Consider the following 18,218-nt stretch of genomic DNA (forward strand, 5'->3'; position numbering starts at 1 on the left):
CTGTGGAAATCGAAATGCTGAATAAATATATTCTGGACCAGTTGCAAAAAGGCGGGTTAAATGAAGACACCGCTTTGACGCTTCTTACAACAATCAATGAACAGGATGAAGCCCAGCATGAACACCAAGACGAAGACATTGCCATTATCGGATTGAGCTGTAGATTCCCTGAGGCGGATAATGAACAGGAATACTGGTCGAATCTCAAAAATGGCAAATCGATGATACGGGACTTTCCCTTTACGCGCAAAAAGGATACAGATTGCTTTATCCCCGAGGGGGATTCTCCAGAGGATTTTTACGGCAGAGGGGGATATTTGGAGCATATTGATCAGTTTGATCCAGCATTCTTCCGGATCTCACCGAGAGAAGCATTATTAATGGATCCCCACCAGCGGGTTTTCCTAGAAGTGGCATGGGAAACACTTGAGAACGCAGGCTCCGCCGGAAAGCAGATTCATGGGAAAAAGGTTGGTGTCTTTGCTGGACGGGATCATTCGAGCGATACGATATACAAGCGGTTGGTGCATGATTCGGATTTTTTAGCGATAACCGGATCGACTGCCGGCATTATGGCAAGCCGGATTTCATATTACTTGAATTTAAAGGGTCCAAGCATCGTCGTCGATACAGCATGCTCTTCTGGTCTGGTGGCGCTTCACATGGCCTGTCAGGCACTGAAGAATAAGGACTGTGAGATGGCTTTGGCCGGAGGAATAAATCTTTCTCTGTTTCCTGTAAGTGGAGACAGTATGATAGAATCGGCGGAAAGCTTGGTGCGCACCTTCGATAAAAATGCGAACGGCACCGTGTGGGGAGAAGGGATAGGCATTGTCATGCTGAAACCTTTGAAACAGGCGCTAAAGGACAGGGATCATATAAGGGCTGTAATTAAAAGCAGCGCCATCAACAATGATGGCACCTCCAATGGGATTTCGGCCCCAAATGCCGAGGCGCAGGAAGATGTCATTGTTACTGCATGGCAGAGGGCGGGTATCAATCCGGAGGATATTACCTATATTGAGACCCACGGAACCGGAACGAAATTAGGCGATCCTATTGAAGTGAGGGCGCTTTCCAATGCGTTCAGAAGGTACACCTCCAAAAGCCAATTTTGCGGCATCGGGTCTGTAAAGCCGAATATTGGCCATTTGGTGGGAGCTTCCGGAATGTCTTCATTAATTAAATTGATCTTATCTTTGGAAAATAAGCAGATACCGCCTACTGTTAATTTTGAGTCGCCCAATCCTTTCATTGATTTCTGCCAATCGCCTCTATATGTGAACAGTCGGCTTAAAGAATGGAAACAGCCGGACAAGCCTCTTTTGGCGGGTGTCAGCTCTTTTGGTTTCAGTGGAACGAATTGCCACGTTGTTCTGCAGGAAGCCCCCCGGGAGGCTGCTGCAGAGAACGACGTCAAAGCGAGGGTTCTGACCCTGTCAGCAAGGGACAATAATTCCTTGGTTCAGTATGTCGAGCGGTTCGTTAAATTCATCATTGGCACAGATTCCTTGCCTTTGGACAATATTTCGTATAGTGCTTCAGTAGGAAGGCCGCATTTTTCAAACAGGCTGGCAATTCTCTACACCGATTGGATTGATTTGCGGAAAAAACTGATACATGTATATATTCACGGGCTAACGAAAGAGGGCCGGGGGATTTTTACCGGGACACATCATGTGACAAAGAACAATCGACACTTAGCGGAGGAGGGGGGCATTACCGTCCGGGAACTGGACAGACTAAATCGGTTATCGTCCGAGATACTGGACCGGGCCGCGTTAGCAGGTGGTGTGGACTCTTCTCTGTTGACCTCTCTTTGCCAATTATACATACAGGGGGCGGACGTGAATTGGGACAGGCTCTACTCGCAGCAATGTACTAAGTTTCCCTTACCGGCGTATCCTTTAAAAAAAGAGCGCTATTGGGTCGCCCCGGAAGGTATCGGGCAGAGAGCTGAGCAGAGGTTCAATAAGGCGCCGTTCATTAAAGAGAGAATAAAGAGTAGTGAATCTGAAACAATCTTTCGTCTGGACATGGAGACCAAGGCAAGTTGGGTATTGAATGAGCATAAATGGCATGAGCGAAGTATGCTGCCGGGCACTGGTTATTTGGAAATGGCGCTGGAGGCTGTGAACGAGAGGTGGAAGGGGGAATCCTTTGAGCTGAGGGATGTTACCTTTTTGAGCCCGTATTTTGTTGACGCTCCAGGCAAGAAAAAGCTAGTGGCCGCTATTCATTCTGGTCCGCAGGATGCTCTGACGTTCGCAATTGAGTCTGTTGATGACGGTGGTGTGCGGACAGTTCATGCTAAGGGCGCTTTCCGGCGGGGAGCGGAAATTCCCCCGGACAAGAAAGCGGTAGGGATATTAAAGCAAGCCTTCAGAGAAGAGCAGCAGCCGATTAATATAAGCTCTATGGGGGGACCTTTCGTATTCGGCAAGCATTGGCATGGCAATGAACTGATGCTACAGCAGACGAAGGATAGCCTGCTGCTGGAGGTGCAAGCTGCCGGGGATGTTCTTCGGGAATTGGGGCAGTTTCATCTGCATCCTTCCTTGATGGATATTGGTATAAACTTTGCAGGGAAATTAATCGACGAGGGCCTGTATGTTCCTTATAGCTATAAAAAATTGGTTGCATATGCACCGATCCCTTCCCGTTTTTTGAGCTATATCAGACGAAAGGAGGGTTCTCCTTCCCGCATGGCCTTGTTTGACATTACCTTTCTTGATACGGATGGGAATGTCATATTAGAAGTAACGGATTATGGAATGCGCCGGCTACAAAATCATGAAAGCGGGTTCATTCAAGAACGGGAACAACAAAAGTTACACCGGATCAGCTGGAAGAAGAAGGAGGAGGCTCCCAGGGAATCAGCGCCCAGGTTAGGTGTAACGGTAATTATGAAAGACAGGCAGGGCATATCGGAAGAATTGATTACACAGTTTACAGGCCATGGCTTCCCGGTGATTCATGTGGAAAGGGGCCCGGTCTATCAGAAGACGGATGAGGAGCATTATACGATTAGTTCAAGCGAGGACGACTTTCAGCGGCTGTTCCAAGACCTGAAGCGAAACCAGATAAACAGTATCTTGTATCTGTTCTCTCTGAATACCGGACAGGAGCCGGACACCTTGGATGAGCTGGAGGACGCCCAAGCAGACGGGATTGACAGTCTCTTCTTCTGTGCTAAAGCCATTGCTCAGCATCTACATGCTCAGCCAATTCATGTGACCGTTATTACGAAATATGCATTTTCCGTAACCGGAAATGAGCGGACGGTAATTCCCATAAATGCAACAATGGCAGGATTCGGAAAAGTGATTCAGAAAGAGTACGCCAATCTGACAGTCAAGTGCATCGATCTGGATGATGAGACATCAGTTCCTTCATTAGTTACAGAAATCGGACGCACACCGTCATCCTACCTTACCGCTATGAGGAATGACTTAGCGTATGAGGAGGAAATAGCGGAAATCGAAGTCATGGAGCACTCTTCTTCGATAAAAGTGAAAAAAGACGGAGTCTACCTGATTACAGGCGGAACCGGTGGGATTGGCTTAGAGGTTGCTTTGGAAATGGCGAGAAGCGGCCCGGTCTCGCTGGCTTTTGTGAGCCGTACTGCCATTCCATCCAAGGAGGAGTGGGCTGGGATTCTCGCCGCAGGCATCGATAGCAAACTGATGAGCATAATCAGGAAGCTGCGGGAAATCGAGAGTCTAGGCGCACGAATCGTTTTCTATGCCGGGGATGTTTCCCATTATGAATCGATGCGTGAAATCGTTGGAAGGGTCCGCCAAGAGTTCCACCGCATTAACGCCGTCATACATGCTGCCGGAGTTCCGGGAGAGGGTGTAATAGGCCGAAAGGATAGGAATAAGCTGCGGGCGGTTCTACAACCCAAGGTTAACGGGACATGGATCCTTCATCAGTTGACGAAGGACGATGAGCTTGATTATTTTATGATGTTCTCCTCTGTCGCGAGTCTGGCCGGCGGAGCAGGCCAGAGCGATTATACAGCGGCGAATACTTATTTAGATTCATTTGCCGACTATCTTAGGAACTGTAAGAAAGTTCCTGCAATAAGTGTAAAATGGACTACATGGAAATTTGTTGGCATGGCTGCCGGAAGCGCCTTGGAACACGATCAGGCAATCATTCATCCGATCGATCCACAGGAAGGAGTAGCGGCGTATAAAGATATTTTAAGCTTGAATGAGCATCAAGTCATGGTCGGTAAACTTAATTATCCACTATTAGGAAGCTTGGACAGAATCCCATATCGGTTTTGCGAAAATATTGAAAGCCGGCTTGTTAACTACAGAAGTCTGCAGGCCGATTTCCAAGAGCAGGCGCGACCACTGGAGAAACTGGAACTGAAAGGAAGAGCCAATGGGGTCTATAGCCCGCTTGAAACGAGGATTGGCCAAATATGGGGAGAAGTATTGGGTTTGAAGACCATTAATGTATTTGATGATTTTTATGAGCTTGGTGGGGACTCCATTCAAGCCATAAAAATTTCAAATGTTTTAAACAAGGAATACGGCATTGATATAGACATGGGGGATTTGTTCATTTACACAACCATAGGGGAACTGGAGGGTCATGTCAAAGACAAACTGAACCAGGCTTCTCTTGCCGGCGAACCGGAAACCGCCCTAGTCAATATTGATTATGAGCTGTCCCATGCACAAGAGCGGATGTGGTTCCTGCAGAAGCTTCATCCGGGCTTGACTGCCTACAATCTTCCGTCATCATTCCGGCTTGAAATGGAGGTGAATACGGAGCTTGTCTGCAATGCGGTTGACAGGCTCTTGGCCCGCCATGAAACCTTGAGAACCATATTCGTAGAGGATGCTGATGGTTCTCCGCGCCAGCAAATAGTCGATCACTGCCATGCTGACATCAAGGTTATCGACCTGGCAGATGACGCAGATAAGGAAGAAACTTTGCTTGCAATGATCAATGCCGATAAAAGAATGCCGTTTGACTTGCGCAAGCCCTTGCACAGGTTCATTTTGTTCCGGCTGAACCGCCAGGATTGGTGCTTTTATGTTAATTTGCATCATTTAATTACAGACGGCTGGAGTTCAAAAATATTCTTTGAAGAATTAATGACCATGTATAAGGCGCTGGCACAAGATACAGTACCTGATTTGAGCATGCCGGCCATGCGGTATGTAGACTGGATGATGAGGCAGAAAAGCTGGTTTGAAAGCGAGCAGGCCCGTTCGATGGAATCCTACTGGTTAGGTGAATTAGTTAAGCCGCTGCCAGCATTAAATTTACCTGCCGACTACAGCCGTCCCAGCATACAGACCTTTAATGGAGGCTCCCATACGTTCCGCCTTGATGAAAAGCTGACCCAGTCGGTTAAAAGTAAACTCAGGGAATGGGGGACATCTCAGCATGTCTTCTTCCTGAGTGTGTACTTCCTTCTTCTGCATTCGGTAACGGGCGATGAGGATATCATCGTAGGTTTCCCAATCGCAGGCAGGGATTCTGAAGAGGTGGAGAATCTGATAGGTCTGTTTATCAACACGTTATGCATTCGGGCCCAATTCCGTAATCTTGAGACCTTCCAGGATGTGCTGAATGTTGTCAGAGAAAAATCAGTGCTGGCATTCAAAAACGGCAGATATCCCTTTGATTTGATGGTGAAAAAGGTTAACCCTGAAAGGGATTTGACAACATCCCCAATTTACTCGACGATGTTTCAATTTTACGAGCATGCCCAGGTTAGTGATGATACAAGTCTGATTGATTTATACCTGAGCTGCCGGGAAGTGGAGGGGATGACGGAAATCAGGTTTGAGTACAACAGTGATCTATATAGTCCGTCAACGATTGAACGATTATCCCGCTTCTACGAGAAAATGATAGACACAGTCGTGGTTAGATCCGTAAAGCTAGAAGAGATGGAGCTTCTCACTTTGGATGACAGGGAGATCTACATGAACAGATTCAATGCTACCGGCGCTCCTTATCCCAGTCACTCCAACATTGTGGAATTGTTTGAGCAGCAAGCGGAGAGAGAACCTTTCAAAGCAGCCGTTTCGGAGGATAAGCTTACGGTTACCTATTCGGAATTGCAACGGCGTGTGACTCATTTGGCTTCCCGGCTGGTGACAGAGGGAGTTAAGCGGGGAGCGATTGTCGGCATGATGACAGAGCATTCGGCGGAAACCATTATCGGGCTGCTTGCCGTTATGAAGGCGGGAGGGGCTTTCTTGCCAATTGATCCCGAATACCCTGCGGAGCGAGTGGACTACATGCTGGCTGATTCGCAAGTATGCCTGCTCCTGACCAATACGGACATGAAGGAAGACACAGCATTTGAAGGCAAGATCATAGACCTGCGATTGATAGGGGAACCGGAGACGGAGGCTACACCGGTGTTTGCCCGAATTGCTGCGGATCAGCTTGCTTATGTTATTTATACCTCGGGTTCAACAGGAAGGCCGAAGGGGGTCATGGTGGAGCATCAGGGACTGCTAAATTATATTTGGTGGGCCCAAAAAATGTATGCCAATGAGGGGGATGCGGTGTTCCCTTTGTATTCATCCCTAGCCTTTGACTTGACACTTACGTCGATCTTTACTCCGCTTATTTGCGGCGGCACAATTGAGGTATACAGAAATGATGGAAATGAATTTCTTTTGTACAAAGTAATGAAGGATAATAGGGCAACGGTTGTGAAATTGACTCCGTCTCACCTGATGCTGTTAACGGATGTTGATATCGGCAATACATCTGTTAGACGGTTTATAGTTGGAGGGGAGGATTTGAAGACTTCTCTGGCCCGCAGTATTGTTAATAAATTTCAGCACCGGATCGAGATTTACAATGAATATGGTCCAACGGAAACCGTAGTCGGATGCATGATCCACCGGTATGACGAAACGGAGGATACAGGGCGCTCTGTGCCGATCGGGAAACCTGCGGATAATGTACGGATCTACATTTTGAACCAGCACCGGGTTCCCTGTGGCGTGGGGGTCATGGGTGAGATTTATATTGCCGGTGACGGGGTTGCAAAAGGATATATAAATGACCGGGAGAAATCGGATGAATACTTCGTACCCGACCCGTTCATTCCAAACGGAAGGATGTACAAATCCGGGGATTTGGGCCGGTTCAATGCAAGAGGCCAAATCGAGTATGGCGGGAGAAAAGACAAGCAGGTTAAAGTCCGCGGCTACCGGATCGAATTAGGTGAAGTAGAGGCAAAACTCGGCGGGATTGAAGGAATTCATGAGGCGGTTGTGCTGGTGCAGCAAGGCAAGGATGAGGTCCATCAATTAAGGGCTTATTTGATTGGTGATAACCGGATGAGCCGTGAAGAGCTCCAGACCGCTTTGGCCGGCGTACTGCCTCAGTATATGATTCCGGCAAGCTTCACCTATGTGGATGAGTTACCGTTGAATGCTAACGGCAAAATTGCTGCGGATGTACTATTTGCACTGGAAGAGCCCCTGAGGCTTGAGAATCAGAGCGGGCCTGCCGACGACGGGCTGACAGCGGAGATTACACTGATCTGGCAAGAGATTCTTCAGCTTGACCGGATTGATCCCCGGGAAAGCTTCTTCAATGTGGGAGGCGACTCTATTTCACTTGTCAGATTGCATAACCGTCTGGAGAAGGTGTTTCCGCAACAGGTTAAGCTGGTTGACTTATTCAACTACACCACCATTTCTGCATTGGCCGATTATATCGGCAAGAAGGGGGAGGGCGGCACGTTAAAGACAGTCCTGAACCAAACGGTTATACAGAATGAGATTGACCAGATGCTGGACAGTATTGACAGTGACGATTTTGATGTGGAGCAAATGCTCCAGGATTTAAAGGGTATTGGGGGAGATTAATTGGAGTCCGTCTACCGGTTCATTCTTGAGGAGACAAAAAGAGGCACTATCAACCGTACAGTTGCTTCACAGCTGTTATCCATGATGAAAGAACAGCAAATCAGAAACTTCCAGGATATTGCCGTGATCGGCTTGGCGCTCAGGGTTCCCGATGCCGACAATCAGACTGAATTCTGGAATAATCTTGTCAGTGGGAAAAATTGTGTGAAGTCACTTCCGTTAAGCCGCAGACAAGATCTCGACGACATTCTGGGCTCTATGTCTGGACAGCCCGCTGCGATCCAATATTCCCGTGGGTCGTATTTGGAGCGCATTGACCGCTTCGACTATAATTTTTTCAATCTCTCTCCCAGAGAAGCGAGTCTGATGGACCCCAATCAAAGACTTTTTTTACAGACTGTCTGGGAAGCGATCGAGGACGCAGGATATGGAGGGCACAGCTTAAAGGGGACAAGAACCGGTATATACGCCGGCTTCGGCAGCGACAGTGAATACAGCCGGCTTATTGCCGAGCTGTGTCCTGAATATACTGCGATGTCCATACCGGGTAATCTGAAGTCATTGCTGGCAGGCAGAATAGCCTACTTGCTTGACTTACATGGACCCTCTATATTGGTGGATACCGCATGCTCCTCTTCTCTTGTTGCGATTCATATGGCGTGCATGGCTCTGATGCAAGGAGAATGCAGTATGGCGATCGCAGGAGGCATCAAACTGAATATGCTCCCCGTTGAGCCGCCAGAGAAGCTGGGAATTGAATCCGCGGATCAGCTTACGAAGACCTTTGACCAGTCATCCGATGGAACAGCAGGTGGCGAAGGGGTTGGTGCGGTGCTGCTTAAGCCCCTAGTCCAGGCGGAGAAGGACGGCGACCATATCTATGCTGTCATTAAGGGCAGTGCGGTTAATAATGACGGCGATTCCATGGGGGTTACGGCACCGAATCCGCTTGCCCAGGAAGAAGTAATCGTTCGTGCATGGAAGGCCGCCGGAATTAACCCTGAAAGCTTGTCCTTTATAGAGGCTCACGGCACAGGGACTAAGCTGGGGGATCCGATTGAAGTGGAGGGAATCACGAAGGCCTTCCGCCAATTCACGGAGAAGCAGCAATTCTGTTCGATTGGATCGGTCAAATCCAATTACGGCCACTTGGACAATGCGGCGGGAATGATCGGGTTCATGAAAGCTGTTTTTTCTCTGAAAAATCGTCAATTGCCTTCATCCCTGCATTTTCGTTATCCCAACCGGAATATCGGGTTTCACAAATCTCCGGTTTATGTGAATGATGTGCTGCGGGACCTGGAGGAGAGCGAGGAACCGGTTCGGTGCGGTGTAAGTTCTTTCAGTCTCGGCGGAACCAACTGTCACATGGTCTTGGAGGAGTACACAAGGAAGTGGCCTGGTGCAGCAGCAACCGGGGATTCTCTTTTTACACTGTCGGCCAAAACAGAACGCTCATTATATCAGCTTGTGCAAAGCTACATTAAATACTTCAATGATCCTTGTAGTCTGGCAGAGGTTTGCTACACTTCAAATATTGGAAGGGGGCATTATCAATACCGGCTGGCGATCATTACGAACGACCAATTGGATCTTCAGAATAAATTAATGCTGTTCCAATCCGGGAAGAAAAACTGCCCGGAGCTGCAAATTTATTATGGCTCAGTCAATAAAGCGGCTGCCGATGCTGCAGGAGCTCTCTTGGAAGCTTATGAAGATGTATTGGCGGAAGGCCATGATCCGAAGCGGCTGGGCCGGCTTGCAATATCGTATGTTCAAGGACATGAAGTGAACTGGAGCGCGATGTACAAGAATACGGTATTTCGCAGAGTCCCATTACCTCCTTACGTCTTTGATGAAAAGAGGTGCTGGGTTGCCAAGGAGACGGAAGACAGAGGGGAAGAACAGTATTATCAACTCAATTGGGTGGAGGCAGAGAAGGCTGTTCCACCCGGGCGAACATGGGAAGGTGCTGTTCTGGTCATTGTGGGGGATGGTTGTCTCTCCGATGCGATAATGAAGGAGCTCCGTGGACAAAGATATGTTGTAACGGCACAACTCGGCCGTGAATATTCCAAGATCAGTGCGATGGAGTATCTAATTCGGAATACGGCAGCGGACTTCTCGGCTCTGCTTGCGCAAATGAAGGACATGAATTTGACCGCGATTGTGCACTTAGCCAGCCTTTCCGAGCAGGGGGGGATGGACAGCGAAAATGATTTGACTGCAGGTCTTCAGCGGGGAGTGTACAGTTTTAGAAACCTCCATCTGGCTCTGGCAGAAGAAACCTTTGCAGACTTGGACCTTTATTTGATAGCGGAGCGCGTCAACGCTATACACCGCAGTGATCCCGTAATCAACCCGGTCTTCGCGCCGATGTTCGCGCTGGCGAAAGTAATGAAGTACGAAAATTTCAATACCCAATGCAAATGCATCGATATAGATTCCGAGACGGAAGCCGAAGTCATCGCCAATGAGATTGCGTCAGCGGCAATGGATTCGAACGTGGCTTACCGGAAAGGGATCAGATATGTGGAACGGCTGGAGACCTTCCAGCCTCTGGATATGGAGCTGAAACCGACCGGTATCCGGCCCAAAGGTGTTTATGTCATTACAGGGGGAACGGGAGGGCTAGGGCTTCAGGTTGCCCATTATTTGTCGGTTCAAAATCAGGTAACCTTGATTCTGATTAACCGCTCCTGCTTCCCGGATAAGAAAGAGTGGGCAGCAATAGCGGCCGATCCTGCCAATGCCTTAAGCGATAAAGTGAAGTCGCTTCAACAAGTTGAGGGACGAGGATCTCAGGTCCGGTGTTACCAGGCGGATGTTTCCTGCCCGGAGGACATGATTTCTGTTCTGGATGAGGTTCGTGAGACTTACGGCAGCATTCACGGAGTTATCCATAGTGCAGGAATAGGAACGGGTGCCAGAGGGGTGAGTATTCAAGAGCAGGAAGAAGAAGACTTCCTTCGCACATTAGCCCCAAAGGTTCAGGGAACATGGCTCTTGGATCGCTTAACACAGCAGGATAAGCTGGATTTTATGGTGCTGTTCACCTCACCGGTCACCCTGATCGGCGGTGTGGGACTTTCAGGTTATACTTGTTCCAATTCCTTCTTGGATTCCTTCGTTCATTACCGAAATACTGGTGGTAAGCGAACGATTGCCATGAGCTGGGCACCGTGGGAGTTCACAGTGCAGTTGATGGGGGAGCGGTTTAATCCGCAGAAGCAGTTGTTCCAGGTCATTTCTTCAGAGAGGGTACGTGAAGCGTTTCACGACATTTTAAACCATGACGTGCAGGAGTCCATTATTGGAGGATTAAACTACCAGGGCGAGCTTCTTCCTTACTATAAGGAGTTTTCCTTCCGTCTGTCCGATTCCATTATTGAAAGAATCAAAGGCGGGCTTGAACAGGCTTCTTCGTATCAACGTGTGGTCGAGGTAAGGTACAAGGGGGAAAAGGTACCACCGCATGGACATTCGGAAAGCCTTGGACAAATCATCGGCGGCGTCCTTGGCATGGAGAAGCTTGATCTGGAGAGCAACTTCTTTGAGCTTGGCGGGGACTCCATCATTGCCATGAAAGTAATAGTGCAAATTAATCAAGTCTTCCAGACGGCACTTAAGGTAACGGATCTGCTGCGGTTCCCAGACCTTCATGCTTTCACCGGGTTTATTGCGGAGCAGACCATGGTTGAAGATTCTTCACAGAACACGGCGAGGGATATTAGCCGAGACATTCTCCTGGCACCTGAGCAGAATTATTATCCCGTTACTCCAATTCAACGGGGGATTTTCATTATCGAAGAGCTGGGAAACGCCGGTTGTTCTTACAATATGACTAATGTAGTCAGAATTACCGGTAACTTTGATTTGAACAGACTGGAAAAGGCCTTTGGAGCTCTGATTCGGAGACATGAAGCGTTGCGGACTGCCTTCCGGATTGCCGACGGCGAGGTTGTTCAAACCGTCCAATCGGATGTACCGGGAATCGTAACTGTCAAACAAGTGGAGACGGAGGAGGAGATCAGACATTATTTAAAGGCTTTTATCCGCCCATTCCATCTTCTAAGCGCTCCGCTGGCACGATTAGAGGTATTGGCAGCAGGTACAGAGCAATTTATCTTATGTTTTGATATCCATCATATTGTATCTGACGCAGTGTCGCTTAGCATTCTCACTAAGGAGCTCTCAAGTTTGTACAACGGAGAGAGGCTCGAACCGGTGAGAATTCATTTTAAGGACTATGCTTATGTGCGCGGCAAGCAATGTGAGCACAATGAGATGGCGGCTGATCTGGAATACTGGGATGCGAAATTGAACCGGCCGGCAATTTCTTTTGAGCTTCAGACCGATTTCCCGCGGGGACCAATCAGAGAATTTGCTGGAGACACAGTCACTTTGGACGTCAGCGGGGACGTAAATCGTGGTTTATTCCGGTTAGCACATCAATCAGGAGGCACCTTGTTCATGAGTTTGTTTGCGGCTTTTCACATTCTTCTCATGCGGGTCTCCGGTTATGAGGATGTCATCGTCGGTACACCCATAGCTTTAAGGGATCAGCCAGCCCTGGAAGGCTTGGTCGGAAACCTGGTCAATGTTGTGCCGGTAAGGACCCGTCCGGTCCCTGAGGATACCTTTAACGGCTTTTTTGCCAGATTTAGGAGTGAAGTGCTGCAATCCTTTGAGCATAAGGAGTTGTACTATGATGAGATGGTATCCTTATGGAATGCACCGCGTCACGTCAGCCGCAATCCTATATTCGATGTTGTGTTTGCCATGCAAAATATTCCGATACCCCAAGCTTCCTTCGGGCGTCTGCAGGCCAATCCGTACAGGTATGAGAATTCGAATTCCAAATATGACCTTACGTTAAATATTCAGGACTACGATGGGGTATTGAGCTGCAATATGGATTACAACACCAAATTGTATCAAAAGGAAACGGCAGAGGAGCTGTTGCGCCAGTATACAACAATATTGGAAGCAGTTGCAGGCAACGGGGATATTCAGCTGGCCCGGATCAATCTGGATGATCCTTCGAAGATATCGCGCAAGGTTGATTTGGAAAGCGTTGAATTTGATTGGTAAGGGGGGAATGAGATGGAATTAGAAGATGCATATCCAGGGGATGGCAAATACTACTGGAAGGACAAACAAACGCTGGTGGAGAAAGTAAGCGGTTTTCCACGAGATTGTGTACACGTTGGCAGTTCCGATTATCCTTCATCAGTTGAAACGTTCCTGTTTCCGGATGCAATAAATAACGAAATTAAACGGATCACCAAGAAATCTCCCTACGCAGAGTTTATGATGCTGAATGCGGGAGTCATTTTTTTGCTGTCCAAATATGGAAGGGTTTCCGAGGTTATTGCTGTAACTCCGCTAATGAATCAGTGGGATAAACCGGACGTTGATGTTGTCAAAAAGTTGCTTATCCCTGTATGTTTTCATTTAAAGCGGGAGATGACCTTTAAATCCTATATGGACGGTGTGAGAAAAACGCTGCAGCAGGCCCTGAATAGCCCGGATTCGGGTTTTCACCCTCTACCGGAGATGTCTCTGCCCGCCTTAGTCGTTCACCGGGATATCCATTATCTTGAAAAGTGGAAGGCGGACCTTTGCTTTTCCTTTTATTCGGATGATTGCGGCCGTATTGCATTGGATATCGAATTTCATCCCGGATATTACGATGCCGGTACTATTCGCCGTATCTTCGGTCAGTTAAATGTTTTTTTTGAGCAGGTCCTGAGCAATACCAATACGTTATTGAAGGATGTTCAACTGTTAACGAACCAAGAGCAGCAGCGGATAATAACCGAATATAATGAGACGGCGTCAGAATACCCGGAGGCCCATACCATCGACCAACTCTTTGAACGGGTTGCCGAGTGTTACCAAGACCGGGTTGCCATAACCTGCGACAGCAGCTCATTGACTTACAAAGAACTCGATCAGCTGGCAAATGTATACGCGCGGCAGCTTCGCAAGCTCAACCTTCCGCAGGAAACTATAGTTGGAGTGAAGCTGGATAAAAGCATTGATTTGGTGGCAGCTGCGTTAGGAATATTGAAATCGGGTGCAGCTTATCTGCCGATTGATCCGGAAATGCCGGCGGCGAGAATGAAGGAAATCATTGAAGACAGCCGGTCCCCTGTCATTATCACAAGCAGACGGTTCGCAGATACAGGGGGAGAATCAGGACAAGCAGCCGTCATCTATACCGAGGACTTGGCCCGCTTGAATGAAGAACCGGAGACCGCTTCTAAGCCAGCTGATCGGAATCCAGGGCAGTTGGCATATGTGATCTACACTTCAGGATCGACTGGCAGACCGAAGGGGGTCATGATTGAACATCGAAATGTGGCGGGGCTGCTGAGCAATAACAAAAGCCTGTTTGATTTCAATAATGATGATATATGGACCATGTTTCATTCCTTCAGCTTTGACTTCTCTGTATGGGAGATGTACGGCCCGCTTCTGAACGGAGGGCATCTGATCATTGTCCCCAAGGAGGTTGCCCGGGATACTCCCCGCTTTCGTAAGCTGCTTATAGAGAAGCGGGTAACCGTTCTGAATCAGACTCCGGGGGCTTTTCATACCTTGATTCGGGAAGATGAGAGCTATCATGATGCAGGTCTATCGCAATTGCGCTATGTCATATTCGGCGGGGAAGCGCTGAATCCCTCAATTCTCCGGGACTGGCATAACAAATATAAGGCAACCAAACTGATCAATATGTATGGCATAACGGAAACAACTGTTCATGTGACCTATAAAGAGATTACGGAAACGGAGATCTCGAAGGGACATTCCAATATAGGGAGGCCGCTTCCCACTTTATCTGCCTATGTTGTTGATGAAGACCTGCAGCTGGTGCCGGAAGGAATTCCGGGAGAGCTGCTGGTTGCCGGACTAGGAGTTGCCCGGGGATATTTAAACCGTGAAGAACTGACAGAGGACAAGTTCATTCCGGATCTCTTTCAACACGGATCGAGGGTGTACCGTTCAGGGGATTTGGTAAAATGGTCAAAAAGCAGCGAACTGCTCTATTTGGGCCGGATAGATCAGCAAGTGAAGATCAGAGGACACCGGATTGAGTTGGGAGAGATCGAGAACCAGTTGTTGAAGCTGGGCGGGGTGCGGAATGCAGTTGTCCTTGATATGAAGGACGGGGAAGACAGCAGGTACTTGCATGCTTTTTTTACCGGCAGTGATCAATTAACCCTTACGGATATCAGATCGCACTTAGGGCAGCAGCTCCCGGACTATATGCTTCCGGCTTTCTTCTCACGCATCAGGGAGATTCCTCTGACGAGTAACGGGAAGGTCAACAGAAAACAATTAATGGAGAATTCCCCAGTCTTAATGAGGGAACAGGGTGTGATCCAGCCCAGAACCGAAGCGGAGCGGATTATGGCCGGGGTGTGGCAGGATGTCCTTAAGGTGGCTGAGGTCGGTATAGACAACCACTTTTTCACGTTGGGCGGAGACTCGATCAAGGCTATACAAATTCTTTCTAAGTTAAGGCAAAAAAACTGGAAGGTGGAGTTAAAGCACTTCTTTCATTCTCCCACCATCCGGGAGATCAGTAACCACATGGAGCCGGCGGAGAAGCTGGACAACTATGACAGCGTTTCCGGCGAGGCTGCATTGTCACCTGTTCAGCAATGGTTTCTGGAGGAATGCTCCTTGGAGATCGCCAATCACTATAACCAAGGCATACTCTTAACCTCAGTCGAGCGGATGAGGGCAGTTTGTATAGAACAGGCTTTTTACAAACTGATGGAACATCACGATGCGTTGCGTAGTGTTCTTCGCGTCTATGAGCAAGGTACCGTTCAGCAAATCAGAGAACCCGGTGCTCGCCCTTTATTTGCCTTTGAAACGGTGGACCTGTCGCAGCTTGAACATGCAGAAGAGCGGATTACGGGACATTTGAATGGGAAACAAAGAGCCATGCGTCTGGTTGATGGCCCGTTGCTGCAGGTAGTGCATTTTCGCTGCAAAGACAAAGATTATGTAGCTGCTTTGATCCATCACTTTGTGGTTGATGGGGTTTCTTGGAGAATTATTCTGGAGGATTTCACTACCCTTTATAATCAGGCAATTGCAGGTGAGGGGCTGATTTTGTCTGGAAAAACTGATTCCTATGTGCAGTGGATTCAGCGGCTGAACAGGTATTTTGAATTGCCCGGAGCTGACAGGGAGAAGGATTACTGGACTGCAGTGGAGGAGCAGATCGAACCGTTCCTGCCAAGTAATCATGAAGGAAAGGGCTATTGCTTTCAGGATGTTGCCAGGGTTGAATTTGAGTTGTCTGCCGCCGAAACGGAAGCAATGATGAAGCTTGTCCATCACGCTTACAACACCGAAATCAACGACATCTTGCTGGCCGCGACCGCATTAACCCTGAAACAGTGCTTTAATGTAGACAAGGCTGCAGTGGATATGGAATCGCACGGCAGGAATCAGGAGCTGTTTGAAGAAGCGGATATCTCCAGAACAGTCGGCTGGTTTACAAGTATTTATCCGGTTGTATTAAGGGTCAAAGAACTCTCGGACGACTATTCCGAATATATCAAACTGGCGAAAGAAACCTTAAGAGCCGTTCCGAACAAAGGAATCGGAAGTATGCTGCTTGACTACGGGACCGGCAAAAGAGAACACAGAGCGCGAAAACCTCAAGTCAGCTTTAATTACTTGGGGAATTTTGACGTGTCTGATTATCAGGGGTTTCATTTCTCCGGCATCTCTATGGGGGAAATGGTCTCGCCTCGCTGGAAGCGAAAGCATGATCTCGACATTTCAGGTATCCATATCGGCGGAAAGCTCTCCATATCTATGACCTATAACAAGCATCAGCTTGGACAGGCAACCATGGAGCGGTTCGCCGATGTGATGAAGAACAATCTTTCGGGTATGATCGTCCATTGCATGGAAAGAAAGCAGCAAACCTTAACCCCAAGCGATCTTACCCTTCAAGGGTTGAATGAGCACAAGCTGGAACGGCTCTGCCGTTTTGCCGGGGGAATAAATGCTCAATTGGAAGATGTGTACCCGCTTACGCCGACGCAGAAAATGATCTTGTTTCATTCCATGCTCTATAAAGAGAAGAATTCGTATTTTAATCAGATGTCTTTTGATTTTGAAGGGTCCATACAGAATGACCTGGTTCAGGAAAGTCTGCTTGTTCTAATCAAGAGGTATCCGACCTTGAGATCAGTATTTACATTCCGTACTATCGAGGTTCCCGTTCAAATAGTGCTGAAAGAGACAGAGGTTCCTTTGGAAATAATTGAACTCTCAGGCATGGACGAGGAGAAACAGTCTGAATCCATTCAAGAGATTATCTGTAGCTCCAGAAATGCCAGATTTCACTTAAGCAGCTCCCCTCCTCTTCGGATTGTATTAGTGAAGCGAAGCAATACGAAGCATTTATTAATATGGAACTTTCATCATATTCTCCTGGACGGGTGGAGCTTAAGTATCATCATGAGGGAGTTTTTTGAAACCTATCAAGCCTTGTCGGTCCAAGATCCACCTCGGCTGAGGGAGCCCCGGCTGTTCCGCGACTACCTCCAATGGTTCCAGAAGTATAACAAGCGGGAGGAAGCGATTGCGTACTGGAGACATACGCTGGATGGTGCCACGGCTGGGACGCAGCTGTCGAAATTCAAAAAGGGAGGTGGGACCCGGCAGTATGTTCAAGAAGAGATTCAAACCTCTCTGGGGGAGGCCAGAACACAAGGTCTAAAACAGCTGGCCGAGCATTTAGGGGTAACGCAGAGTGCATTGTTTTTAACAGTATGGGGATTACTCCTCCAAGACATATGCGGGACGAATGAGGCATTATTTGGCCTGGTAATATCGGGAAGACCCACAGAGATCAGCGAAATTGACCAAATGGTGGGGATGTTCATTAATGCTGTGCCGGTACGAGTCAAAAATGTCTTAACATCCGGAGTGCCGGAAACAGCCGCTTCCGTTCAGGAGATTATCTTGTCATCCGAACAATTCGGTTGTCTTCCTCTCAGTGAGGTTCTTAGCAACGCAGGTATTGACAACATAATCATAGATCACATGATTATATATGAGAATTATCCGCGTTTGGAAGAGGTAGTTACCAAGGTGAAAAGCACCTTCCGCTTGGTAGGAATACACAGTTATGAGGAGACAAGCCACAACCTGAATATTGTTATTCTTCCGCAAGATGAATATCAGGTGAATTTTGTATACAACTCACTGGTTTATGCAAAGGAAACCATGGAAGGCCTGAAACAGCGACTGATTGAGAAGGTAGACATGGTCTTGGAGTCTTCGAAGACAATACAAGGAGGTTAAAGT

The 18,218-nt window shown here is 48.0% G+C and carries 3 protein-coding genes; all 3 read left to right on the forward strand.

Features of this window, described 5'->3' with window-relative positions:
- Window positions 1-2: 2 nt before the first annotated feature.
- Genes NST26_RS06805 through NST26_RS06815 form a run of 3 tightly spaced genes read left to right on the forward strand, consistent with a single transcriptional unit; the run spans window position 3 to window position 18,215 of the window.
- On the forward strand, window positions 3-7,868 hold the full coding sequence (locus tag NST26_RS06805; RefSeq protein ID WP_340978930.1) for an amino acid adenylation domain-containing protein: 7,866 nt from the start codon (window positions 3-5) through the stop codon (window positions 7,866-7,868).
- Window positions 7,869-12,962, forward strand: coding sequence for an SDR family NAD(P)-dependent oxidoreductase (locus tag NST26_RS06810; protein WP_340955281.1), 5,094 nt, complete (start codon window positions 7,869-7,871; stop codon window positions 12,960-12,962).
- Between the two features lie 12 nt (window positions 12,963-12,974).
- The gene (locus tag NST26_RS06815) at window positions 12,975-18,215 is read left to right on the forward strand and encodes an amino acid adenylation domain-containing protein (protein ID WP_340955280.1); all 5,241 of its coding nucleotides are present in this window, start codon (window positions 12,975-12,977) and stop codon (window positions 18,213-18,215) included.
- Window positions 18,216-18,218: the final 3 nt, after the last annotated feature.

Source organism: Paenibacillus sp. FSL R7-0128 (assembly GCF_038002245.1).
GTDB lineage: Bacteria > Bacillota > Bacilli > Paenibacillales > Paenibacillaceae > Paenibacillus_AQ > Paenibacillus_AQ silagei.